Source organism: Duganella phyllosphaerae, assembly GCF_001758785.1.
Taxonomy (GTDB): domain Bacteria; phylum Pseudomonadota; class Gammaproteobacteria; order Burkholderiales; family Burkholderiaceae_D; genus Rugamonas; species Rugamonas phyllosphaerae.
In genome coordinates this window covers 55821-79652 of sequence record NZ_LROM01000061.1, presented here as the reverse complement: position 1 = coordinate 79652, position 23832 = coordinate 55821, and the positions used below count along the sequence as shown (strand labels likewise).

The 23832-nt window shown below is 64.1% G+C and carries 25 protein-coding genes; 9 read left to right on the top strand and 16 right to left on the bottom strand.

Features of this window, described 5'->3' with window-relative positions:
* Positions 1-131: 131 nt before the first annotated feature.
* Positions 132-2330 (top strand): aldehyde oxidoreductase molybdenum-binding subunit PaoC, encoded by a 2199-nt coding sequence (gene paoC / locus DUPY_RS06700; RefSeq protein WP_070247050.1) that lies wholly within the window; start codon positions 132-134, stop codon positions 2328-2330.
* On the opposite strand, the gene DUPY_RS06695 is transcribed toward paoC, so the two are convergent.
* Positions 2327-3220, bottom strand: a complete 894-nt coding sequence (locus tag DUPY_RS06695; RefSeq protein WP_070247049.1) for a LysR family transcriptional regulator — start codon at positions 3218-3220, stop codon at positions 2327-2329. The genes paoC and DUPY_RS06695 overlap by 4 nt on opposite strands.
* A gap of 111 nt (positions 3221-3331) precedes the next feature.
* Between DUPY_RS06695 and DUPY_RS06690 the strand changes: the two genes are divergently transcribed.
* Entirely contained in the window at positions 3332-4120 is a 789-nt protein-coding gene (locus DUPY_RS06690; protein ID WP_084640574.1) for a DNA-binding protein, read from the top strand.
* 20 nt (positions 4121-4140) lie between these two features.
* On the opposite strand, the gene DUPY_RS06685 is transcribed toward DUPY_RS06690, so the two are convergent.
* Positions 4141-4746, bottom strand: coding sequence for a TetR family transcriptional regulator (locus DUPY_RS06685; protein ID WP_229255261.1), 606 nt, complete (start codon positions 4744-4746; stop codon positions 4141-4143).
* A gap of 191 nt (positions 4747-4937) precedes the next feature.
* Here DUPY_RS06685 and DUPY_RS06680 point away from each other — a divergent pair, with 191 nt between their 5' ends.
* Complete coding sequence (locus DUPY_RS06680; protein ID WP_084640573.1) at positions 4938-5906, top strand: SDR family NAD(P)-dependent oxidoreductase; 969 nt, start codon at positions 4938-4940, stop codon at positions 5904-5906.
* 405 nt (positions 5907-6311) lie between these two features.
* Here DUPY_RS06680 and mdcH read toward each other — a convergent pair whose 3' ends face one another.
* The 9 genes from mdcH to mdcA form a co-directional block, all read right to left on the bottom strand.
* Positions 6312-7241, bottom strand: coding sequence for a malonate decarboxylase subunit epsilon (gene mdcH / locus DUPY_RS06675; RefSeq protein ID WP_070247045.1), 930 nt, complete (start codon positions 7239-7241; stop codon positions 6312-6314).
* Positions 7238-7912 (bottom strand): malonate decarboxylase holo-ACP synthase, encoded by a 675-nt coding sequence (locus DUPY_RS06670; RefSeq protein WP_070247044.1) that lies wholly within the window; start codon positions 7910-7912, stop codon positions 7238-7240. Before DUPY_RS06670 ends, mdcH begins: the two co-directional genes overlap by 4 nt.
* Before the next feature lie 4 nt (positions 7913-7916).
* Complete coding sequence (madM, locus tag DUPY_RS06665; protein WP_070247043.1) at positions 7917-8681, bottom strand: malonate transporter subunit MadM; 765 nt, start codon at positions 8679-8681, stop codon at positions 7917-7919.
* Between the two features lie 10 nt (positions 8682-8691).
* Positions 8692-9117 (bottom strand): malonate transporter subunit MadL, encoded by a 426-nt coding sequence (gene madL, locus DUPY_RS06660; protein ID WP_070247042.1) that lies wholly within the window; start codon positions 9115-9117, stop codon positions 8692-8694.
* 89 nt (positions 9118-9206) lie between these two features.
* On the bottom strand, positions 9207-10040 hold the full coding sequence (gene mdcE / locus DUPY_RS06655) for a biotin-independent malonate decarboxylase subunit gamma (protein WP_070247041.1): 834 nt from the start codon (positions 10038-10040) through the stop codon (positions 9207-9209).
* Positions 10040-10885, bottom strand: coding sequence for a biotin-independent malonate decarboxylase subunit beta (locus DUPY_RS06650; protein WP_070247040.1), 846 nt, complete (start codon positions 10883-10885; stop codon positions 10040-10042). The genes mdcE and DUPY_RS06650 overlap by 1 nt, the downstream gene beginning before the upstream one ends.
* Positions 10882-11193: a malonate decarboxylase subunit delta gene (locus DUPY_RS06645; protein ID WP_070247039.1), complete on the bottom strand. Its 312-nt coding sequence runs from the start codon at positions 11191-11193 to the stop codon at positions 10882-10884. The genes DUPY_RS06650 and DUPY_RS06645 overlap by 4 nt, the downstream gene beginning before the upstream one ends.
* Positions 11174-12115, bottom strand: a complete 942-nt coding sequence (locus DUPY_RS06640; RefSeq protein ID WP_070247038.1) for a triphosphoribosyl-dephospho-CoA synthase — start codon at positions 12113-12115, stop codon at positions 11174-11176. Before DUPY_RS06640 ends, DUPY_RS06645 begins: the two co-directional genes overlap by 20 nt.
* Positions 12115-13776, bottom strand: coding sequence for a malonate decarboxylase subunit alpha (mdcA, locus tag DUPY_RS06635; RefSeq protein WP_070247037.1), 1662 nt, complete (start codon positions 13774-13776; stop codon positions 12115-12117). The genes DUPY_RS06640 and mdcA overlap by 1 nt, the downstream gene beginning before the upstream one ends.
* Before the next feature lie 137 nt (positions 13777-13913).
* Between mdcA and DUPY_RS06630 the strand changes: the two genes are divergently transcribed.
* The 3 genes from DUPY_RS06630 to DUPY_RS06620 all read left to right on the top strand — a co-directional run bounded on the left by DUPY_RS06630 (position 13914) and on the right by DUPY_RS06620 (position 17655).
* Entirely contained in the window at positions 13914-14828 is a 915-nt protein-coding gene (locus tag DUPY_RS06630) for a LysR family transcriptional regulator (protein WP_070247036.1), read from the top strand.
* A 174-nt stretch (positions 14829-15002) separates the two neighbouring features.
* Positions 15003-16550, top strand: coding sequence for a methyl-accepting chemotaxis protein (locus tag DUPY_RS06625; RefSeq protein ID WP_070247035.1), 1548 nt, complete (start codon positions 15003-15005; stop codon positions 16548-16550).
* Between the two features lie 43 nt (positions 16551-16593).
* Positions 16594-17655 (top strand): porin, encoded by a 1062-nt coding sequence (locus DUPY_RS06620; RefSeq protein WP_070247034.1) that lies wholly within the window; start codon positions 16594-16596, stop codon positions 17653-17655.
* 56 nt (positions 17656-17711) lie between these two features.
* On the opposite strand, the gene DUPY_RS06615 is transcribed toward DUPY_RS06620, so the two are convergent.
* Entirely contained in the window at positions 17712-18113 is a 402-nt protein-coding gene (locus tag DUPY_RS06615; RefSeq protein ID WP_070247033.1) for a YfeK family protein, read from the bottom strand.
* 96 nt (positions 18114-18209) lie between these two features.
* Between DUPY_RS06615 and DUPY_RS06610 the strand changes: the two genes are divergently transcribed.
* Entirely contained in the window at positions 18210-19751 is a 1542-nt protein-coding gene (locus DUPY_RS06610; protein ID WP_070247032.1) for a S8 family serine peptidase, read from the top strand.
* Between the two features lie 30 nt (positions 19752-19781).
* Positions 19782-20015: a hypothetical protein gene (locus DUPY_RS06605; protein WP_070247031.1), complete on the top strand. Its 234-nt coding sequence runs from the start codon at positions 19782-19784 to the stop codon at positions 20013-20015.
* A 160-nt stretch (positions 20016-20175) separates the two neighbouring features.
* On the opposite strand, the gene DUPY_RS06600 is transcribed toward DUPY_RS06605, so the two are convergent.
* From DUPY_RS06600 to DUPY_RS06585, 4 genes are all read right to left on the bottom strand, one after another.
* The gene (locus DUPY_RS06600; RefSeq protein WP_070247030.1) at positions 20176-20613 is read right to left on the bottom strand and encodes a hypothetical protein; all 438 of its coding nucleotides are present in this window, start codon (positions 20611-20613) and stop codon (positions 20176-20178) included.
* An 18-nt stretch (positions 20614-20631) separates the two neighbouring features.
* On the bottom strand, positions 20632-21492 hold the full coding sequence (locus tag DUPY_RS06595; RefSeq protein ID WP_141749444.1) for a hypothetical protein: 861 nt from the start codon (positions 21490-21492) through the stop codon (positions 20632-20634).
* A gap of 113 nt (positions 21493-21605) precedes the next feature.
* Positions 21606-22487 carry a class I SAM-dependent methyltransferase gene (locus tag DUPY_RS06590; protein WP_070247059.1) on the bottom strand — a complete coding sequence of 294 codons (882 nt, stop codon included), beginning with the start codon at positions 22485-22487 and terminating at the stop codon, positions 21606-21608.
* A gap of 127 nt (positions 22488-22614) precedes the next feature.
* Positions 22615-23244 (bottom strand): cation efflux transmembrane domain-containing protein, encoded by a 630-nt coding sequence (locus DUPY_RS06585; RefSeq protein WP_070247028.1) that lies wholly within the window; start codon positions 23242-23244, stop codon positions 22615-22617.
* 65 nt (positions 23245-23309) lie between these two features.
* Here DUPY_RS06585 and cadR point away from each other — a divergent pair, with 65 nt between their 5' ends.
* The gene (gene cadR, locus DUPY_RS27130; RefSeq protein ID WP_071651590.1) at positions 23310-23705 is read left to right on the top strand and encodes a Cd(II)/Pb(II)-responsive transcriptional regulator; all 396 of its coding nucleotides are present in this window, start codon (positions 23310-23312) and stop codon (positions 23703-23705) included.
* Positions 23706-23832 lie beyond the last annotated feature (127 nt).

Genomic DNA, 23832 nt, shown 5'->3' with positions numbered 1-23832 from the left:
ACGCTGCCCTGACGCAGGGCGCCAGGGCAGCGTCGGCGCAACTGCTGGCCGGCGCCCGTACCACCGAAGAAAACGCCTTCAAGGTCGTGCTGGTGCAACGCACGCTCGACGCCATCCTGAAAGGATAAGACATGAAATTCACCAAGCCGGCAACCACCAATCCGATCGACCAGATGAAGGTGGTGGGCCAACCGCTGGACCGCATCGACGGCCCGCTCAAGACCACCGGACAAGCGCCTTATGCCTACGAACAGCACGAGGCCGCGCCCAATGCGGCTTACGGCTACGTGATCGGCGCGGCCATCCCGAAAGGGCGCATCAGGGTCATCGAAAGCGCGGCGGCGGGCAAGGCGCCGGGCGTGCTGGCGATCGTCACGTACGAGAACGCGGGCAGGCTGGGTAAGGGTAAATTCAATACCGCCCACCTGGTGGCCGGTCCCGAGGTGCAGCACTATCACCAGGCCGTGGCGCTGGTGGTGGCCGAGACGTTCGAGCAGGCGCGCGCCGCCGCAGCGCTGGTGCGGGTCGATTACGAGGCTGCGAGCGGCGCCTTCGACCTCAAGGCCGCGATGACGGCGGCCAAGCCCGTCAAATCCGGCAACAAGGATGAAGACCGCACCGGCAACTTCGAGAGCGCGTTTGCCAGTGCCCCGGTCAAGCTGGACGCGACCTACAGCACGCCCGACCAGAGCCACGCCATGATGGAGCCGTTCGCGTCGATCGCGTCGTGGACCGGCGACCAGCTCACCGTGTGGATCTCGAACCAGATGATCGACTGGACCCGTACCGACCTGGCCACCACGCTGGGTATGCCGAAGGAGAAGGTGCGCCTGGTGTCCCCGTACATTGGCGGCGGGTTTGGCGGCAAGCTGTTCCTGCGCAGCGAAACCGTGCTGGCCGCGCTGGGCGCCAAGGCTGTCAAGCGGTCGGTGAAGGTGACGCTGCAACGCCCGCTGATCGCCAACAACACCACGCACCGGCCGGCCACCATCCAGCGCATCCGCATCGGCGCCTCGCGTGAAGGCCGTATTACCGCCATCGCCCACGAGAGCTGGTCCGGTGATCTGGCAGGTGGTGGTCCGGAAGCGGCGGTCGCGCAAACGCGCCTGCTGTACGCCGGCGCCAACCGCCTGACGCGCATGATGCTGGCCACGCTCGATCTGCCGGAAGGGAACGCCATGCGCGCCCCGGGCGAGGCGCCGGGCCTGATGGCGCTGGAAGTGGCGATCGACGAGATGGCGGAGAAATTGAAGATGGACCCGGTGACCTTTCGCGTCCTCAACGACACCACGGTCGATCCGGAGCACCGCGATCGCAAGTTCTCGCAGCGGCGCCTGGTGGAATGCCTGCGCCAGGGCGCGCGCCAGTTTGGCTGGGACCAACGTAGCGCGCAACCGGGCGCGCGCCGTGATGGCCGCTGGCTGGTGGGCATGGGCGTGGCGGCTGCGTTCCGCAACAACATCGTGCTCAAGTCCGGCGCCCGCGTGCGGCTCGAACCGGACGGCACGGTCACGGTGGAAACCGACATGACCGACATCGGCACCGGCAGCTACACCATCATTGCCCAGACCGCGGCCGAAATGCTGGGCGTTGCGGTCGAACGGGTGAAAGTGCGGCTGGGCGACTCCGCCTTTCCGGTGTCGGCAGGTTCGGGCGGCCAATTCGGCGCCAATAGCGCCACCTCGGGCGTGTATGCCGCGTGCGTGAGGCTGCGCGAACAGATCGCGCGCCAGGCCGGTCTCGATCCGGCCGCCGCCGATTTCTCCGGTGGCCAGGTGCGCGCCGGCGGCAAGACGGTGGCCTTATCGACGGTAGCCGCCAGTGGCGCCATCACAGCGGAAGACTCAATCGAATTCGGCGACCTCGATAAGAAATTTCAGCAATCGACGTTCGGCGCGCACTTCGTCGAAGTGGGCGTGGACGTCGCCACTGGCGAAGTGCGGGTGCGGCGCATGCTGGCCGTGTGCGCTGCGGGCCGCATCCTCAACCCCAAGACCGCGCGCAGCCAGGTGATCGGCGCGATGACCATGGGCGTGGGTGGGGCGTTGATGGAGCACCTGGTAGTGGACCAGCGTCTGGGCTTTTTCGTCAACCACGACCTGGCCGGGTACGAAGTGCCGGTGCATGCCGACATCCCGCACCAGGAAGTGATCTTCCTCGACGAAACCGACCCGATGTCGTCGCCGATGAAGGCCAAGGGCATCGGTGAGCTGGGTCTGTGCGGCGTGGGCGCGGCAGTGGCCAACGCCATCCACAACGCCACCGGCATCCGCACGCGCGACTACCCGGTCACGCTCGACAAGCTGCTGGCGCAACTGCCGGCGGTCTAGTTTTTCATCCTGATCGCCTCAATCACCAGCGACAGCGCCCGCGAGGACTGCCGCCGGCTTGGATAGTAGGCGTGCAGTCCCTCGAAATTCGGACAGCAATCCTCCATCACCGACACCAGGCGACCGGCGGCGACATGTTCGTCCACCAGGTCGCCGGGCAGGAACGCCAGGCCGCAACCGGCAATGGCAGCGTCGCGCATCGGGTACACGCTGGTAAATACCGCCTGGCCGCGCACGCGTGCCTCCACCGGCTTGCCGTTTTCGCACAGCTCCCACGCATACAGGCCGCCACTGCCGGCAAAGCGCAGCGCGATGCAGTTCTGCCGCAGCAGCTCGGCGATCGTGGTCGGCTTGCTGTGCCATGCGAAGTACGATGGCGCGCCGACGATGCGCATCGGGACGTCAGGCGTGAGGCGCACGGCGATCATGTCCTTGTCCACCTGGTCACCGTGACGCACGCCGATGTCGTAACGTTCGGCCGCGATATCGACCAGCCGGTAGTCGGAGTTGATTTCCACGTGCAGGTCCGGGTAGAGCGGCAGCAGCGGTGCGATACGCGGCCACAGGATCGTATCGACCACCAGGTCGATGGCCGTGATGCGAATGGTGCCGGCCGGCTTGTCGCCCAGGTCGCTCACGGCCGCAATCTCCGCCTCGATTTCCTCCAGGCGCGGCGCCACGTTGAGCAGCAGGCGCTCGCCAGCCTCGGTGGGCGAGACGCTGCGGGTGGTACGCGTGAGCAGGCGTACACCGAGACGTTCCTCGAGCCCGCGGATGATGTGGCTGAGCGCCGACTGCGTCATGCCGAGCTTGGCGGCAGCCCGCGTAAAACTGCGCTCGCGCGCGACGGCAAAAAAGACGAGAATGTCGTTGATATTGTCGCGTGCCATGGCGGTTTTTGAAGTTGTGATGGTCCGATGATACAGCAAGCGCTTGCTTTGCATTTTCGTGTATTACATAATACGTGGTATGTAATACGTTACGTTATGAGGGATCAAGAAATGGCACGTACCGGGCTGTCGAAAGAAGAAGTTGAACAAGCACGCGCGGGATTGGTGGCGCAGGGGCAGTACCCCTCGGTGGATGCGGTGCGTGTTGCGCTGGGTAACACCGGCTCCAAGACCACCATCCACAAGTACCTGAAAGAACTCGACGAAGAGCAGGGCGGTGCAGTCGGCCCGGGCAATGCACGTCCAGCGACCATCAGCGACGCCCTGCACGACCTGGTCGAGCGGCTGGGGGCGCGCTTGCGGCAGGATGCCGACGATCAGCTCGATATCGCGCGCGCGGAGCTGGCCGACAAAGAGCAGCAACTGGCGCAAGTGAACCGCCAGCTGGAAAGCGAATTGCGCACCACGCGCGAGCACGAAGCGCGGCTGCAAACCGAGTTGCGCCAGCAGCGCCTGGCGTTCAACGTCAAGCAGGACGAACTGGCGCAACTAGCCAGGGAGAGCAGCCGCATCGCAACCGAGCTGGCGCACACCCAGCAGTCGCTGTACGAACAGCTGACCAACGCCCGCAAGCTCGAACAAAAAGTCGAGCAACTGCAGGCGCAGCAGCGCCATGCCGGCGATCTCGAACGGCAACTGGCAACCAGCATGGCGCACAACGAGCGGCTCGGTGAGCAGGTGCAGGCCCTGAATGCGGCGCAGGCGCCAGCCCAGGCCAGGGCACGCGAGCTGGAACTGCTGCTGGCGCAGGCCGAAGCACGCGCCCAGGCGCAGGAGCAGATGGGGGAGCAGTTGCGCTCTTACCTGGACCGGATGGCAGGCCAGCCCACGCCCAAATGAGCGCGGAGGCAATTCGGGCCTCAGTCTCCCGCAGCCGCCAACCCCCTCAACAGCAGCGCCAGCGCGGTGGCCAAGTCGGTCTCGAAGTCGTAGCGCATGGTTGCCAGTTCCGGTGATGCCAGGGCCTGCGCCAGGGCAGGCGAAGGATGGCTCAGCGGCCATAGTCCGATGATCAGGGCGATCGACTGGCGCATGAATGTAACGCTGGCGGACGGCGCGATTGCGGGCATGGCATGGTGCAGCCGCCGCGCTGCCTGGCCGACAAGTTCGAGCGAGTTCTGTTTGAAATCGGCCAGCCTTTCGGTCGAAACATTGTGTTCTATGATGGACGGCAAAATGCTGAACAGGCGGCACATCAACGGATGCGCCCCGCACGTTGCAGCAAACGCCCGCGCCACGGTATCGGCCGCCGGGCGCTCGATTGCCGCCAGGCGCTGCGCTAGATCGGCCTGCCATTGCATCCCGGCCTCCTCCAGCAAGGCCAGCAACAACGCCTCGCGATTCTCGAAGTATCGATACACGTTCGACTTGGTCATTTGTGCCTGGCGCGCCAGCTCGTTCAGCCCCAGGTCTGCCAGCTCCATGCCGCCGTTCAGCGCGGTCCTGGCCGTTTCCAGCAAATGCACCCGACGCTCCTCTTTTTGCTCCGGTCGGCGCGCACGCTGAAATGGCTCTCGTGTTCTCATCAAAATGATCCTCCGTAATTGAAATTGCCTGGTTGGGCCCAGGATGAGCTTCTATCACTTGACAGGAGACCAGTGGTCTTGTATATTCAAGACCACTGGTTCCTTATTATATCTCACCCCTGGAGCGCTCGATGCCTATCCCACTGATGGTTCGCCCGGAATTACTCGCAGCAGACTTACATGGCAAGACCTACGTCATTACCGGGGCCAATTCGGGCATCGGTCTGGTAACCGCACAACAGCTCGCGCGGCAAGGCGCTACCGTGGTGATGGGCGTGCGCCGGGTGCAGGAGGGGCAGCGGGTCGCGGCAGACATGATGCGCGAGCTGCCAGCGGCGCAACTGTTCGTCTACCGCCTGGATTTGGATGACCTGGCGTCGGTGCGGAGCTTCGCACAGGAAGTGATCCAACATCACCCCAGCCTGCAAGGACTGGTCAACAATGCCGGCGTGATGAACACCCCGTTCGGGCGCACCAGGGATGGATTCGAAACCCAGTTCGGCGTCAACCACCTGGGCCACTTCCTCCTGACCAATCTGCTGCTGGACAGCCTGATCGCAGGTGCGCCTTCGCGGGTGGTCAATCTGTCGAGCTATTTCCACGAATTCTCGATGGGGCGCAAGGGCGAGATTCATTTCGACGACCTCAACTATCACCGGCGCCCGTTCGACTCCTGGGAAGCCTATGCCCAATCGAAGCTGGCCAATTTGCTCCATGCGCGTGAACTGGCCCGGCGGGTTGCCGGCACTGGCGTTACGGCCGTCAGCGTCAACCCGGGTTTTGTACGCACCAACCTGATGTCGATCCCGGTGCCGATGTGGCTGCAACGCCTGCTGATAATCCCGGTGCTGCGCCTGGCCGGCCTGATCGAACCGTGGGAAGGTACCCAGACATCTCTGCATGCCTTGCTTGCGCCGGAGGTTGAACAGCATTCCGGCGCCTACTACAGCCAGATTGCCCGCTACCGCGACAAGGCTGCGCGCCAGGGTGGCTGGCCACTCGCCTCACCCAACCCGGTTGCGCACGACGACATCGTGGCGGAGCGCTTGTGGACGGTCAGCGAGGCATTGGTGGCGGCAAAACCGCCAGCTCAGAGTTAGTGCAGCTCTGGCGGCGGCGGCCTAAGCGCCGTATGTCGTTACCCGGCGGGATGCCCTGGTAGCGCAAGGTACGATAGCCGGCATTGCGCAGCATGGCGTCGCGGTCGGCGTCCGCTGCCTGCTTGTTCCGGTGCGAGCGGTCATCGAGGCGTCTGACGCGCCTGTCGCTGCCGGTTGCGTTGGCGCCGTTTTCGGACAGAGAGTCGTGCACTGATGAAGGACAGCACGGCGCACAGCGCCAGGGCTGGCAGCCCATAGTGAACGAAGGCGTTCAACAGCGGTTGCACGATGCTTTCTAATAGTGGGTCTTGCAGCAGGGGAGATGTCATGTTGGCAGCATAGCGCGACCATTGCTAATTTGCAATTTTGATTCAACTCTTGCGCAGGCTGGACAAAGCCGCGCCACTAGCCGCCATGTGTCGCAACCAGCTGCGCAATATCCTCGAACCGCATCCCCTCGCAACTGACCGCCACGCCGCCGTCGAACACCGGCTGCGCCAACCTGGTCAGCACGCTCCCGCTGGGCATCTCGACGGCCAGCCGCGCACCGCGCTCCCACGCGTGGCGCACGCTGTCGTGCCAGTGCACCGGCCGGGCCATGTTCGCGGCCAGGTCGGCGCCGACGGCCGCGCCGTCGAACAGCGCGCGCGCCGCGCTGCCGCTGATGTAGGTGACGCAGGGCCGATGCAGCGGCACAGTGGCCATTGCCGCTGCCAGTTGCTGTGCCTGCCGCTCGAACAATTCGCAATGCGACGGCACGCTCACCGCCAGCCGCTCGGCCTTGGCGCCCAGGCTGCTGGCCTGCACCAGTGCGGCTACCGCCGCCATGGCTGAATCGGAACCGGCAATCACCAGCTGGCGCGGGCCGTTCAGGTTGGCCAGGTACACCGGCGTCGCCGCGCTGTGCACCTGCGCCACAAGCGGTGCCAGTTGCGCCTCCAGCAGCCCGGTCACTGCTGTCATGCCATAGCCGGTGGGATAAGCTTCTTCCATCGATTGCGCGCGCTGGCGCACCAGCCGCACGGCATCGGCCAAATCGAGCACGCCGGCAGTGACGGCAGCGGGATAGGCGCCGATCGACAGGCCGGCCACCATTGCCGGCTGCGCGCCCAGCACCGCGAGGTAACGCGCAGCCGCCACGCCGGCCACCAGCAGGCATAGTTGCACGGCGACGGTGGAGCGCAGCGCGTCGGCGCTATCGAGCAGCAGCACATCGCGGCCCAGCGCGGTGGAAGCTACGGACAACGTATCGGTTACCACGGCATGGGCGGGCAGGGCGTGCAGCATGCCCGGCTTTTGCGCACCCTGGCCGGGGAAGGTAAACAGCGCGCTCATGCCGCCTCGCGCTGCACTTCGGGTGCATGCCACGGATCGGCCGCCAGCACTGGCCCGTGCGCAGTCTTGAGCAGCACCCGGCCGCCACGCGCGTACTCGTTCAGGGCAAAGCCGCCTGCGCCCGTATCGACCTGGATATCGACGCGGCAGTCCTGCTGCTCCTGCAAGCGCAGCAGGCAGTCGATCAGCCAGGCCGGCAGCGGCGCGGGCGCGCGCAGCAGCAGATCGAGGTCGCTATCCGCGCGCAGCACCGGCAGGCCGCTGGCCAGGTAGAAGCCGGCGCCGCCGGTGGGTCCCCACACCAGACCCAGTTCCTTGAGGCGCGGCGCCATGGCGGCCAAGGCCCGCAGCGGCGGCAAGTCCGACTGACACTCGCCCGCCTGCACCGAATGTACCGTATGCACCGTGGGCGGGTGCAGACGCGCCAGCATTTCGGGCGTGACGCACCTGACCACGGCATCGCGCTGCACATAGCCCTTGCAGCGCTCGCTGCGGGTCAGGCCGCGCGCACCCACCGGCAGCAGGCTGCCCGGCGCCGCCTCGCGCCGCACCACCAGCGGCGCTTGCGTGAGCCATGCTGCGTCGAGCCACGCCGGCCAGTCGCCTCCCGTGTCAAAGCGGTCGGGCAGGCGCAAAAACAGCAGGTCGTGCGGGCGGGGGTGGTTTCTCATGACGTTATCCAACGATGGCGCGGGTGGCAAAGAATAACAGCGATGGTCCCAGCAGGCAGCCCAGCCCCGTGTGGAATGTGGCCACCAGCGCGCCATACGGCACCAGCCTGCGGTCGGTGGCTGCCAGTCCTGCCGAGACGCCGGACACGGTACCGGCCAGGCCGCCGAAAACCATCGCCGAACGCGGCGTGCGCAGACCCAGGAACTTGGCGGCAGCCGGCGTGCCGACCATCACCAGGATGGCCTTGATCAAGCCGGCCGCAATGCTCAGCGCCATGACGTCCGAGGTGGCGCCGATGGCCGCACCGGTGACCGGGCCGACGATGTACGTGACCGCGCCGGCGCCGATGGTGGTGATGCTGACCGCATCGCGGTAGCCGAAGGCGTAGGCCACGCAAGCGCCCACGACGAACGGCAGCAGGGTGCCAAGCAACAGCGCCACCACGCCGACCATACCGGCCTTTTTCGCTTCCACCACCTGCACTTCGAACGCGGTGGCGACAATGGCAAAGTCGCGCAGCATGGCGCCGCCCATCAGGCCCACGCCGGCAAACAGCGAGACGTCGGCCAGGCCCTTGGTGCCGCCGGTCTGTACGCCGCCCCAGTAGGCCAGGCCCAGGCCAATCACGATGGCGATGGCGGAGCCGTGCACGCGGCCCATGGTCAGGTGGCGCGAAAGTTTCATCGACACCAGCATCACCAGGCCCACCAGCGCAAATGCGGTGACCAGGCCGTTGTGGCGTGCGGTTCCTTCGAGTAGTTCCAGCATGACGATCTCCTTAACGCGCGGTAACTGGGGTGGCTGGGGTAGCCAGGATTGGATCGACCGGCAGCGGCAGCGTGTCTTCTTCGACCTTCTCGCCCCGGTTGATCAGCGCAATCACGCAAGCGCACACCACCACGCTGCCCACTGCCGCCAGCAACGCGACCGGGCCGCCGCGCAGGGCCGTCAGCACGTTCTGCTGCGCCGCCATGGCGACCACCACCGGAATGTACATCGCACCCCAGAAGGCCACGCCCATCTCGGTCTGTTCGGGCATCCAGCCCTTCTTGTGCATCCACAACCGCGCGCAGATGAGCAGGATCATCGCGATGCCCACGCCGCCGACATTGGTCTTGGCGCCGATCAGGTTGCCCAGCAGGTCGCCGAGGAAGATCCCCAGCAGGTGGCAGATCGCCAGTAAAGCGGTTCCATAGATAATCATGATTGTGTCTCCTACCAGATTGAACTCGTTCCAGGAATGCAGCCACCACGCCGTTTTATAGTGGTTTCATGGGCGGCCGCAGATGACCATCAGGCGCTGGCTGCTCCTTTCCACTGCTCGCGCAGCAATTGCCGGACGCGCCGCGAGGCGGCCCGGTGTTCGCCATCGAAGCGGGTGGCGAGATCCTTGCGGCTGTCGTTGTCGATGTCGGCCAATGCCGCTTCCAGCGTGGCAGTCACCAGCGCCACGTCGTCTGCCGAGGGCGCGGCGGCGCTGATCGGTTGCAGCACCTTCCACAACAAGCCCAGCGAGGCATAGCTGTGAATGTCGTAGGCCATCGGTGGCACGCTTTGCGCCAGTGCTTCCAGCGCTTCCACCGAACGCAGCGTGATGCGCGCGGCCGATGCCTTGCCCATCGCATGTACCATCACGCCAGGGTCGTCGAAGGCGATCAGGCGGTTGGCCTGGTAGCCGTGCGCCAGGAAGGCGCCCGACATCGCCAGCCCGACGATCAGGCCGATCACCGGGTGGCCGGCGAGGCGCGCCTGGGCATAGGCGCCGGCCGCGCCAGCGAGCGCCTGGTGGATGCCGAAGGCTTCCTCGCGGCGGCCGTAGGCCTGGCTGGTGACGTCGATGACGGCGACGATGGGCCGCTTGCGGGCAGCAGCGCGGTCGGCGTCGATGACCTCATGCACGGCTTGCGCCAGTCGCCAGCCTTCGACCAGGCCGACTTCGCCGGTGCGGGCACGCGGAAAGCGGTTGTCGGCGTCGGGTACCACGGCGATGAACCGGGCCGGCGCGCCGGCCAGACTAGCGTCGCGCACGCGTACCGCCGGCCAGCTGTGTACATCGGCGCCATTGGCACCATTGGCCAGCAGGTCGAGCCAGGTGCCGCCATTGGAGGTGTTGTTTGCAGTGTTCATCACAGTTCCTTTCCGTACAGGGCGCGTACATCGGCCGCTTCGGGCTGGCCGGCGGTGTCGAATCGCGCCAGGCGCTGGAGGTAATCGGCGTAACGGTCGCTGCGATGCTCGAGCGGCGGCCCGGCGCGGAAGAGGTCCGCCACCACGCTGCGCACCTGCGCCGTATCGTCATCGACCAGCGCGTCGGCCAGGGCTGTCGCCGTGCGCTGCTGGCCGCCGGTCAGGCCCCAGATCAGGGCGCGGTTGCGCGAGTCGAATTCAGCGACGCCCGCTTCCTGCTCGATCACCTGCGGACCGTTGAGGCCCAGGCGCGCCTCGCGGGTGAGCACGAGGTATGAGCACAGGCCGGCGGCGATCGACATGCCGCCATAGCAGCCCACGGTGCCGGCGCTGACGCCGATCACTGGCCGGTAGCGGCGCAGATCGACGATGGCCGACTGAATTTCGGCAATCGCGGCCAGCCCCAGGTTGGCTTCCTGCAGCCGCACGCCGCCGGTTTCAAACAGGATCACTGCCTGGGTGGCAATGCCGGCGCGGTTGTCTTCGGCCGCCAGTTCCAGTGCGCCGGCGATCTTTGCGCCGCCCACTTCGCCCATGCTGCCCCCCTGGAAAGCGCCTTCGATGGCCAGCACAACGGTGGCCACGCCATCGACGGTGCCCTTGGCCACAACCACGCCGTCATCTGACTGGGTGACCAGTTTTTGCTGCGCCAGCCAGGGCGAGGTAACCCGGTCGAAAGGGCCGATCAGTTCGCGCATGGAGCCGTCGTCGAGCAGGGCGCGGGCGCGGTTGCGGGCGCTGCGCTCGATGAAACTGTCGCGGGCAAGTAGTTGTTCGATGTTCATGGCCGGGTTCCTCCCAGTTGCGCTTCTTCGAAGGCCTGCTCGATGCGCATGCGCACCACGCCCGGCGTGGCGCCGTTGTCGTTGATCTCGATGCTGGCCCCCGGCAGCGTGGCGTCGGCAAACACCCGTTCCAGCAACGCCTTCCAGGTGACGCCATAGCCATCGACCGAAGTTTGCACGGCGATGGTGGTCACCGCGCCAGAGCGCGGTTCCAGCAGCACCTCGAGGTCGCCGGATGCGACCACGCCGGTCACCGTGCGCGATGCTGCAGACTGGCCGGCGGGAAATTCAAAATGCAGTCGTTCCATGTTGGGCCTCCGTAGCTTGTAATTGTTCGGTAGTGCGCTGGTCGCGACGCGCGAGGCGGTCCAGCAGCAAGGTCGCCGCCAGCAAATCGGCGGCGCCGCCGGGCGACAAGCCGCGCGCCAGCAGGTCCGCATCGAGCTCGCGCAAGGCTGCGCGGCCGACGCCGGTGCCCACGCCGCCGGCAGCGAGCACCGCCTGTGCGCCGGTCTGCGCCGCCGCCAGTGCAGCGGGGCCGCCGCGCGCCAGCAGGCAGGTGTCGTCCAGGTCGGCCATCACGGCCAGCAGCGCGTTCAGTTGCGCGACATTTTCAGCCTCGCCACGGCCGCGCGCGGTGTGCAGCATCGGCAGCGCCACGTCGGTCACGTGCGGGAAAGCCGCTTCGGCCTGGCCGCGCGCACCGCCCACGCAGTAGATGCGGCGCGCCGTCTCGCCCTTGTTGCCGGTGCTGGCCGGGGCGGCGGGATCGTTCAGGCGCGCCAAGGCGCCGGCCCGCGCAGCGATGGTGCGGGCGTCAGCGGAACCCTGCGCGGCAGCGGTGACCAGCAGCCCGAGCGCCCAGATCGCGCCGCGGTGTGTATTGACGCCGCCGGTGGCGTCCATCATCTGCGCCTCGCCGGCGCGACCGATGGCGCCGATGCGCTGGCGCAGCGCCGGCAGGTCGGTCATGGTGGCGCCGGCGTGGGCCATCGCTTCGAAGGCGGGGCGCAGCGCATGGGCCGAGCGGCACATCAGCAGCCAGCTCAAGTCGCTGTGGGCGCCGCTGCCGCGCATGTCCACCAGGCCCGGTTTTGGCGTGAGCATGGCCTCATCGACCAGGGCTGTTATGGCCAGATCGGCCAACTGCGCAAGCCTGGCGCCGGCCAGGTCCACCGGCACCGGCGCAGTCAAGGAAAGATCGTGAAGTGTGTTCCGCAGTGTCGTCATTACCAGCTCCTGAATTTGGCAGGCGGGTCGTACAGGCCATCGGACCAGTCGACCAGGTCGGCGATGCTCTTGGCGGCCAGCAGCGAGCGCGTGGCCTGCGAACGCTGTACACCCAGGTCTTCCGGCAGCGCGATCAGCCCGTCCTGGCGCATGCGCGCGGTCTGTTTTGGGTCGTGGCGCAGGCCGACCGGCGTGACACCCGCCACTGCCGCCAGCATCGCCTTGCGCTCTTCCAGGTTGCGCGCCTTGTACAGGTAGGCAATGCCTTCCTCGGTCAGTACGTGGCTGACGTCGTCGCCGTAGATCATCACCGGCGCCAGCGGCATGCCCGAGGCTTTGCCTACCGCCACCGCGTCGAGCGACTCGACGATGGTCGGTTGCGTACCGTCCTGGAACGTCTCGACCATCTGCACCACCAGCTTGCGTCCGCGCGAGAGCGGGTCGTCGCCTTCGATCAGGTCCAGCCAGGCCGGCGTAGCGTGGCGGCGGCCGTGCGGGTCGTGACCCATGTTGGGTGCGCCGCCAAAGCCGGTCAGGCGGCCGTGGGTAACGGTGGACGAGTTGCCGAGGCCATCCATCTGCAAGGTGGCGCCGATGAACAGGTCCACCGCATACTGGCCGGCCATCTGGCACAGCAGGCGGTTCGAACGCATGGAGCCGTCGCGGCCGGTGAAGAATACGTCGGGGCGGGCGGCGGTGTAGGCTTCCATCCCCAGTTCGGCGCCGAAACAGTGCACGCTGTCCACCCAGCCGCTCTCGATGGCGGGGATCAGGGTTGGGTGGGGATTGAGGGTCCAGTGGCGGCAGATCTTGCCCTTCAGGCCCAGCTGTTCGCCGTAGGTAGGCAGCAGCAGTTCGATCGCGGCGGTATTGAAGCCGATGCCATGGTTGAGCGACTGCACGTTGTGGCGCTCATAGACGCCACGGATCGCCATCATCCCCATCAGCACGTGCACCGGCTTGATCAGGCGCGGATCGCGGGTAAACAGCGGTTCGATATAAAACGGCTTGTCGGCCTGCACCACGAAGTCGATCCACGAACCGGGAATGTCCACGCGCGGCAGGTCGCCCGGATCGTCGACGATCTGGTTTACCTGGGCGATCACGATGCCATCGTGGAAGGCGGCCGCTTCCACCAGTGCCGGCGTGTCTTCGGTGCTGGGGCCGGTGTACAGGTTGCCCTGGCGGTCGGCCATGTAGCCGGCCACCAGCACCACGTTGGGCGCCAGGTCCACGTACAGCCGCGCATACAGTTCCACGTAGGTGTGCAGCGCGCCCACTTGCAGCACGCCGTCCTGCAGCAGCTGCGAAATGCGCAGGCTCTGGGTGCCGGCAAAGGCGAAATCGAGCTTGTTGGCGATGCCGCGCTCGAACAGGTCGAGGTGCTGCGGCAGGCTCACGCTGGGCATGATCATGTGCAGCTTGTTCACCTTGTCGGCATTCAGCTGCACCATCGCGCGGGCCAGGAAGTCCGCCTGTTTCTGGTTATTGCCTTCCAGGACCACGCGGTCGCCGCTGGCGATCAGCAGTGCGAGCGCATCGACGATGGCGTCGGCGCCGATGATGGGGCCGTCGGCCAGGTGCCGCACGGAGTCGAGGCGGCGGCGCTTTTCCTGGCGCCGGGTGTCCCACTGGCGCGGTGGCTTGCTCTGGTTGTTCATGCTGTCTCCTGTCATTGCTGTCGGATGTCTGACTGGTCCCAGCATAGGCGGCAACAGGGGCCGGTTCAATCAACCGCAGCGCCCCGACGTTTACCTTCAGCTTAAGTATCGCTATACTGGTTCGAAAGGAACACGCCATGATCGACGAAGAAATCACGCTCAAGAAACTGGAAATTTTCCTGGCCTTCATGCGCCTGGGCAGCCTGGCGCGGGTGTCGGAAGAGGTGGGGCAGAGCGTGGTGAGCGTGCACCGGGCACTGCATTCGCTGGAAGAAGGCCTGCGTTGCCAGCTGTTCGCGCGCGAAGGGCGCAAGCTGACCGCCCAGCCAGCCGCCTTCGCGCTGGCCACGCATGCGCAGCGGGCCGTCAACGAGGCCGAAGAAGGCATCCGCAAGGTACGCGAGATTGCCGGTTTCAACAGCGGCCGGCTGCGAATCGGCTCGCTGTATTCGCTGACCTTGCGCTGCATTCCGCACCTGCTGATGGGCCTGAAATTGCGGCGCACGGAACTGCACGTGGACCTTACGCTCGGCTCCAACAAGGACTTGCTGCAAGGCCTGGCCGACGGCCGGCTCGACGCGGTCGTGATCGGCCTGCAGGCGCCCAGCGACGATGGCCGCCTGATCGCCGTCCCGCTGTTCGAGGACGAGGTGCGCCTGGCCGCGCCGCTCGGCTCGCCGTACGCGGGCGCCCGGCAGGTGGACTTGCGCCAGTTGCGCCACGAACAGTGGATCACGCTCGGCGCCGGCTTTGTCACGTCAGACAGTTTCAACCACGCCTTCCGGCAGGCTGGCTTTGCGCCGGAAACGGCGATGCAGGTCGGCGATATTTTCTCGCTGATCAACCTGGTGGGCAGCGGCATGGGTTACAGCCTGCTGCCGGCGCGAGTGGCCGAATACAGCGCACGCATCGAGCTGATTCCGCTGGCGGCGCCGTACGCCTCGCACCAGGTCATCTCGCTGTTGATGCTCAAATCGCGTGAGCGCGATCCCAACCTGCTGGCCCTGGCGGCAGAGTCGCGCATGTTCGACAATGCCAGGGACAAACGCTGAGCTTGCCACAATTTTAGGCGTAGAATTTTACACAAGGTGATTCAACTACTACCTGTTTCGCCTAAAATGCGACAAATTCCGACCAGGAAACCGTCTTATCAGCTGCCTGGATCGACTTTTGAAAAGCCGGTCGCTATGATTATGTTTCTAAAAGGAAAATAATCCGGAGGCGGCATGCAGTGGTTTTATGATTTAAAGATCGGCAAGAAGCTGATCATCTCGTTCGCTATCCTCACTGTTTTCACTTGTGCACTGGGCGTGTTTGCGATTGCCCAGATGACCAAGGTCAGCCAGGCTTCCAGCGACATCGCCACCAACTGGCTGCCAGCGGTGCGCTACCTTGGGCAGATGCAGAACTCGCTCTCGCGCTACCGTATTTCGGAAGCGACCCACATCCTGCTCACCGCCGAAGAGGACATGGCCGCCACCGACAAGTCGATGGCCACCCGGTTCGAAACGCTGTCCAAGCAGCAGGCCTCGTACGCGGCGCTGGTGTCCGAGCCGGAGGAAAAACGGATTTACGGCGAGCTGCAAAAATCGCTGACCGACTACATGGCGCAAAGTAAAAAGCTCACCGGGCTGTCGCACGCGGGCAGCAAGGAAGAAGCGCGCACGCTGTTCCGGGGCGCCTCCAACAAGCTGTTCCGCCAGGTGAACGAGCAGCTCGAAGCGCTGGTCAAGATCAACGACGACGGCAGCACGGCGTCGGACGAACAGGCTACCGCCACCTTTGCGCTGTCGCGCAACCTGATCCTGGGCGTGCTGGTGGTGTTGATCGTGGTCGGCATGGCGCTGGCGGTATGGGTGGCGCGCATCGTCTCGCGGCCGTTGCAGGAAGCAGTCGAAGTGGCCCAGCGCGTGGCCAACGGCGACCTGACCGCCAACATTGCGCCCGGCGGCGGCGACGAAACCGGCCAACTGATGGCGGCCCTGGAGCTAATGAACGCCAGCCTGCTGCGCGTGGTGGGCGAGGTGCGCAGCGGCACCGACACCATCGCCACCGCCTCGGCAGAAATCGCCAGCGGCAACCTCGACCTGTCGAGCCGCACCGAAGAACAGGCCAGCTCGCTCGAAGAAACCGCTTCGGCCATGGAAGAACTGACCTCCACCGTCAAGCAGAACGCCGACAATTCGCGCCACGCCAAGCAGCTGGCGCAATCGGCGTCCGACATCGCCGGCGATTGCGGCAAAGTGGTGGGCGAGGTGATCACCACCATGGAATCGATCAGCTCGTCGTCGCGCAAGATCGTCGACATCATCAGCGTGATCGACGGCATCGCTTTCCAGACCAATATCCTGGCGCTGAACGCGGCGGTGGAAGCGGCGCGCGCCGGCGAGCAGGGCAGAGGCTTTGCCGTGGTCGCCACCGAGGTGCGCAACCTGGCCCACCGCAGCGCTGCCGCCGCCAAGGAAATCAAGATACTGATCGACGACTCGGTGGTGCAGGTAGGTTCCGGCACGTCGCAGGTACAGCAGGCCGGCAAGTCGATGAGCGACATGGTCGAGAGCGTACGCCGCGTGAGTGAAGTGGTCAGCGAGATCACGGCCGCCAGCCAGGAGCAGAGCGTGGGCATCGAAGAAGTGAACCGCGCCGTGATCCAGATGGACCAGGTCACCCAGCAAAACGCTGCGCTGGTGGAAGAAGCCGCCGCAGCGGCTGCCGCCATGCAGGAGCAATCCGCGAACCTGGCGGCGGTGGTCAGCGTATTCCGCCTGGCATAGACCAGGACAGACAGCAACAATAACTCACCACCCAGGAGATAACATGAAGAAAAGCCTCATCGCCGGCGCCGTGCTGGCCGCCATCGGCGCAGCCGTTCCGGCCGCCGCGCAATCGAACGTCACCCTGTACGGCCTGCTCGACACGGGCGTCGAAAACCTCACCCACGCCGGCCCGCAAGGCAGCGCCACCCGCGTCAGCTCGGGCGGCATGAACAACTCGCGCTTCGGTTTCCGTGGCACCGAGGACCTGGGCGGCGGCCTGAAAGCCATATTCCAGCTCGAAGGCGGCTTGTTGACCGACATCGGCGGCTCCGATGGCGGCCTGTTCCGGCGTCAGGCCAACGTGGGCCTGGAAGGTTCGTTCGGCCGTGTCGTCCTCGGCCGTTCGTTCACCACGGTGTACGACTTCATCGTGGCGTTCGACCCGATGGCTTATGCACCGTACTACTCGTGGGCGTCGAGCGGCTCGGCCTCGGGTGTCAACAGCTATGGCATGATCACGTCGGCCGACAACATCGTCAAGTACTCGATCGAAACCGGACCAGTCAAATTCGGCGCCACCTACGCCTTCGGCGAGCAGAGCACCGGCACCGCCGACGGCGCCCGCACGCAGCTTGCCGCCACCTACACGATGGGCAATTTCGCTGTCGTCGGTTCGGCCGAACAGGGCAACGGCAACAACGTCGCCGCCACCAACCGCCACGACAGCAGCCGCATCTACCACCTGGGCGGCATGGTCAACGCGGGCGACTTCAAGGTGCAAGTGGTGGCCCGCAGCTACAAGAACGAATTGAACAACCGCGCCTTGCCCGACGTGCGCGCCAACACCTACTGGGCCGGCCTGACCTACAAGGCCAGCCCGGCGATGACGCTGGTCGGCGCGGTGTTTTACACCGACGTGCGCAACGTTTCTTCGCGGGTAGAGTCCGATCCAAAAATGTACATCACCCGCGCCCGCTACGCTTTGTCCAAGCGTACCGACCTGTACGTCACCGCAGCCTATGCCAAGGCCAAGAACAACCAGGTGATCAGCCTGTCGCGTAACGATGCGGGCTTTGCCGACACCCAGCGCGGCTTGATGGCCGGTGTGCAGCACCGGTTCTGATGTATCGTTCGGTGTAATGATGCCGCAATGGCCGAGGTGGCCCGCCTGCTGGCGCCCTACTTCGCTGGGGCGGCCTTGGTGCGGATGGCTTGCAGTTCGTTGGTCAGCCAGACCTGGCTGGCCATGGGCTGCGCGTCACCGCATCGCACCTGGTAAGGCTTGCCCGACATGCTGCTCGAGCTTGCCCCCAGCTTGATGAACTCTTCAGTACCATCAAGTTTCTTCTTCTCCAACAGGTAATTCAACTTTTTCGTCAGGTGCGCCCTGGCGTCGGCGGAGCTATACCAGCTGCCGTTGCGGCTGAACTGGCAGCCGGAGGCGCCCAGGCGGTTGAGCAGGGTGTCGATCTCGGCGCGGGAGCTGGCGGGCAGCTCGGCGGACAATGCCGGCGACGCGGTAGTTGCCAGCGTCGAGAAGGCAAGGGCGAGGGATAAGGCGAGGATATTTGTTGTGCGCATGGGGGGGAATGATACTGCCTTTTACGAGATAACTATCTTGCATATATTATTTTAAAGGTAATATGATCGGACGACATCCATTGAAGAGGTAATCATATGGCATCACGATCGCGCAACACGGCAACCGATGTTCAACGCTACGTCCTGTTACCTAAACGGGGTCTGCATTCGGAGGCGCTACGCGAGCCGCTCGCGTCTCCCCAAATTTTTTCCTCCATGATGGCTGCCAGGCTGGACCTGCAGGGTGTCGCCAAGGCGGCTGCCCAGCCGGAGGCGGCGGTCAAGATCGTGCACTCGAGTGCGCAAAGCGGTCCCAAGCTTGTCGAACTGAGCGATGTCGCGGCAAACGCATTAAAGGCCAGCAATGCCGGCGTCAGGCTGGTGCCGTTGGTGCGCTACGAGATCGCCCGCAGTCCCAGGTGGCAGGTCCTGCGGCCCGCAGCTGTTCGCAGCAAGGCGGCTGCGGCAGCGGCGCCAGGCTTGAAGATCAAGGTGGTCGATACCGTGAGCGGCAAGCCCGTCAGGGGCGCAATGGTGGTGGCCTTCACGAATTTCGCCGGCCAGGAAGGCGCGCAGGGCACCAGCAATGCGAAAGGCGAGGTCACCTTGCAATTTACCGGCGCCAGCAAGACGCTCGACTTGTTGCTGATCTATGGTCCGGCCGGTTACTGGGGGCTGTGCGAGCGTGCCCGGAAAATCAGGAATGGCGACAGCGTCGGTATTGCCCCCATCGACCTGGCGGTGCCGGACTTCCTCGCAACCGTCTATGGCGGACATCCCGCCGAAGCAGGTAACGGCGTGCGGGTCGGGGTGATCGATACCGGTGTCGATGGCAAGCATCCCGACCTGACAGTGCTGGGCGGGGCCGCGTTTGTCGCCGATGAGAACGATGCCGGCGGCTGGGGGCCGGCCAAGGAGCAAGGCGAGCACGGGACGCATGTGGCAGGCATCATCGCCTCCCGGGGGCGGCAGCCGGCCGGCAAACCTGGTGTGGCGCCCGGGGTGGCACTGTACAGTTACCGGGTTTTTCCCAATGCAGGCGGCGGCGCCACCAATTACGACATCTTGCGCGCGATAGAGCAGGGCGTCCAAGACCAGTGCGACCTGCTGAACCTGAGCCTGGGCGGCGCATCGCCCGATGAGGCCGTGCACGACGCCATCAAGGAGGCGTATGACAAGGGCACTTTGTGCATCGTCGCTGCCGGCAATGACGGCCGCCAGCCGGTATCCTATCCGGCCGCATGGACCGAGTCCATCGCGGTATCAGCAGCTGGCAGGCAAGGTACTTTTCCCGCCAATTCTTCCGAAGCGCTGGACATAGCGCCGCCGGCGGCAGCCACGGATGAGATGCTTTTCATTGCGCAGTTTTCCAATGTCGGGCCGGAGATCGACCTGACCGGCCCCGGCGTTGGTATCGTCTCGACACTGCCCGGTGGTGGCTACGGTGTGATGAGCGGTACTTCCATGGCGTGTCCGGCTGCGGCCGGCGCCGCAGCCGCGTTGCTGGCCGCCCAGCCCAAGGTGCTCAAGATGAAACGCAACCGCGACCGGTCTACGGCCATGCTGGCCGTGATTAATGCTGCGGCAAAGTCGCAAGGGTTTCCCAAGGACCTGGAGGGACTGGGGATGCTGCCTTGATCGGGCCAGTGATCGTGCTATATTGGGTGTATGAGCCAAGTTATCCTGCGACGCACCGCTGATGCCACCGTATCCACCGAGGAAGTGCTTTCCCTGGTGGGGGAGACTGTTCACGGGCGCGTCATTCATCACAGTGGCGACAATGTGCTGGTCGACGTGGCTGCCGGTGAGCTTGACACGCTCAGGCGTAAATTGACGGGCTGGGTCGTGTCGCCGCAGCAGGAACGGATCGACGTCCCGGACACACGGCGGCGCCTCGTCTAGCAGCCTGTCGGGCTTGGGGAGTCAGAGCGAAAAAATAGCTGGTCGAGGACAGATTTTGTCGATTTGGCAGTGCCCATAGCGGGCTATGGGCCGAGAAAGCGGCGAAATATGGACCGATCCAGGTGTTTTTGCAGCTGACGATCCCAAGTCCGATAGGCTGCTAGCTGGCGTGGCCCGGAGGTGGCGCCGTTGGCGCCTGCGCCGCCTCCACCGCATCGTCCAGGTTCTTGACGGCGGTAATCATGCCAAGTGCGTTCCCGGTCGGAATGGTCGCAGCCAACCCGATCAGGGCGGTGACAATGCCGATCATCGCCTTCGCGTCAACGATGTGCTTGAGCGCTTCCCTGGCAGATTCGGTGGCACTGTCCAGTGATGCCAGGGCGATCTGGCCATCGTCGAGGGCGATGCCGACGGCCTGGGTGGTGAGGTCGGTCGCCAGATTGAACAGCGTCACTTCCAATGATTGCAGTTGGGCCCTGTCATTTTTTGGGATGGCATCCCATTCGGCCAACACGCGGTCGCCCACTGCCACCGCTGCCAGCCGAAACTGCCTGGCGAGTTGCAATGCCTGTTTTGCAGCCAAGATATTGTCGCTCATGGTGACCCCCGTTTAGTTTTATCCGACTGCGCGCACGGCAATATATGCGGCGCGAATCTGCCTGGTCTGCCTTGCGAGTTGCGAAAGAACTTCCTGGTCCGATATCCGGTGACGGTGGTCGTACAGCGACTGATGCGCAACGCCAATTTTCTGCAAGGTCTCGATGTACCGGGGAATGGCGCGAGCGCGGGCCGCGTAAGCAGGCTTGCCGAGCTCGAGATTTGCGTACGCCATTTGCGCAGCGACCGGTTCGCGCATAGTGCCGTCCTGGCCTTTTTCCTCGCCCATGCCGATCAGGGTCTGATGGTAGCTGACGAAGACCGCTTGCTCGGTGTTCAGGGACTCGGCGAAACCTTCCATTATGACGGTCATGGAAGCGATCACTGTCTGCAGGGGCGCATTGGCATGCTCGATTACCTGCTTCAATTCCCGTTGTTGATAGGTGCTGGCGAGCGCACCGGTGAATGCCTTGCCGAGTGCTCTGACAGCTTCCGCTTTTTCTTCGGTGAGGTATCGGGCTTGTGCTGCCGCATCGACCATTGCGTCAAGTTCGGGATCGAAATTTGGCGCCTCGTCACCTGCCAGGTCGGCCAGCGCATTCATATAGGCAGAGACGGATCGGTGATAAATCGCCAGTTCAGCACCTTGCTTCTTGCGCTCTTCCGCAACCCTGGTCAGATGATTGCGCTGTGCAGTATCTGCCCTGAACGTAAAGGCTTTTCTATACTCCGGGCTCTGCACGTAGTCATCGCTCAGTCTGGTGTAGCTGGCGCCATCGGCCGACATCCTGCCGAACTCCTGGATCGCACCGAGGTTGACGCATCCGCTAAGGCTCAACGCGATCGCCAGCACAGCTGGCCGGGTAATTGAGTCGAACAATTTATCCCCCATGGTGTAGGCAACTGGCGAGCCAGAAACGCCTGGCCGACCATCCGATGACATTACTATTATTTAAATAATATGTGGAATAATTTTTGATGTATTTTTACCACTTACTTCATTACAGGCAACGCCTCGCCAGGGTTCGTTTTCCTAAAAACGCAGAACATGATGTCGCTCGGAAATGCCGATAACACGGGAATCGAACACAGGACGGCAAGATATTGCAGATACAACGACAATCCTGAAATATCGCCGGTGCAACGAATGCGCTCGAACAGGCCTTTCGCGCGCAGCGAAGGCAGCTGCCCGGAATAGACGCCAGCGAAGCCATGCCTGGCCACCAGCAGCTGCAGGTTGCGCGGATTGAAGTAATGGACGTGCGGGGAGGGCAGATCCTTCTGCCAAAGCCGGTTGAACGGGTTGTGCCACCCCAGCCTGGCGAAGATTGTCGATAAACGGTAGAAGAAGCCGCGGCTGTTGGGAAGATTGAGTACCAGCAGCCCATTCTCGCTCAAGCGCGCACGGCAGGCGTCGAGGGCCGCGGCTATATCGGGAATATGCTCGATGACGTCGTTGAACACGATGACATCGAATGATTCATCCGGCGCCAGCGCATCGGGAAAATAGCCGGGACGTACCGGCAGGCCGCGCGATGCGGTGCGGTTTCCAACCACCGCATCGGGCTCGATGCCCATGACGTCGAAATATTCTTTGGCTGTCTCGAGAAACCATCCGTGCGCGCATCCCACGTCGAGCAGGCGCCTGGCCTGTGGCTGTGCATGTTTGCGCACCACGTGCAGGATGTCGCGAAAATTTTCCTGCCGCAGCGACTTCAAACCAACTTCACGTTCGAGTTCGTCGACCGCAGCGCCATCACGCTTGGCGTTGATCTTGACTGCGAGCGCTGCGCCTTCGTAGCCACAGGCGGTGCAGGAGGTATGCCAATCGGTCAAACCTCGTGATTGCGGGGCGCTGCAAACGACACATTGCATGATCATCCTGGCTGAAGTATTTTGGTTTGTTGCCAAGCTTAACTGATCAGCGATGTTTTGCAAATACCAACAGGTGTGCTGAATCCGGTGTCAGCAGTACGCCGCCAACTAGCGAACCGGCAATTATTCACCCATTCTGCGTCTCCGAGCTTCTCAGCTCTTGTCGGGCGCGGCCGATTACTTCGCGCGCGGACGTGAGACCGAGGACAGCCATGATGGCAGCGACGGCGATATCGGGCCAGGCGGTGCCCGTGCCAAAAACACCGAGTGCAGCCAACATCACGGCGACATTGCCGATCATGTCGTTGCGCGTGCAGAGCCAGACTGAGCGCATGTTGGCGTCACCATCGCGGAAAGCGTATAGACACCAGGCGACCACGCCGTTCGCTGCGAACGCGAGCATACCTATCGCCCCCATGGTTTCGGCAACCGGCGTATGTCCGCCCAGCCCCGTCCAGAGCACGCGAGCCAGTACCAGCAGGCCGAAAATTCCCATGACCATGCCCTTGGCATAAGCCGCGCGACTGCGCCACACGACGGCCAGGCCAAGGACAAACAGCGATACGCCGTAGTTGGCCGCATCACCGAGAAAATCCATGGAGTCGGCCAGCAGCGCCGCCGAGTGTGCCTGCATGCTGGCAACCACTTCGACCACGAACATCGCGGCGTTGATCAGTAGCGCAATCCACAGCACTTTGCGATAGCGCGGGTCCGGCGCACGCGCGGATCCGCAGGAACCTGAACAGCAATCAGCCATGACACTCTCCCGATACAAAAGTGCATTAGAATCCCTCTAGCTACTACAGGGTCAAGAGGCATGCGATGAATTTGAAAATAGGGGAGCTGGCGGCGCGCACCGGTTGTCTGCCGGAGACGATTCGCTACTACGAACAGCGCGGCTTGCTCAGCGCCCCGGCGCGCTCAAGCGGCAACTATCGGTTGTACGGCCCTGTGCATGTGGACCGGCTCACCTTTATCCGGCGCTGTCGCAGCCTCGATATGTCGCTAGACGAGATCCAAGCGCTGCTGGTGCTCCAGAATGAACCGGAGCAGCCGTGCGGTGGAGTGAACGATCTGGTCGATCACCACATCGAAATTCTTGGCCGCAAAATGGCAGAGCTGCAAGCATTGCAGCACGAACTGATGCATTTGCGTTCGCGATGTCAAAGTACTGGCCGGGTACGTGAATGCAAAATTTTACGTGACCTGATCTCGTAGGCGACGACCATTCAAAATGGCGATGACGGACCAGGGCAAGAAGCAGGGCTCGTAGTGACGACGATTCAAAATGCCGATGACGGGACAGTGCAAGACGCAGGGCAGCGTTTCAGACCTCGCATTTGAC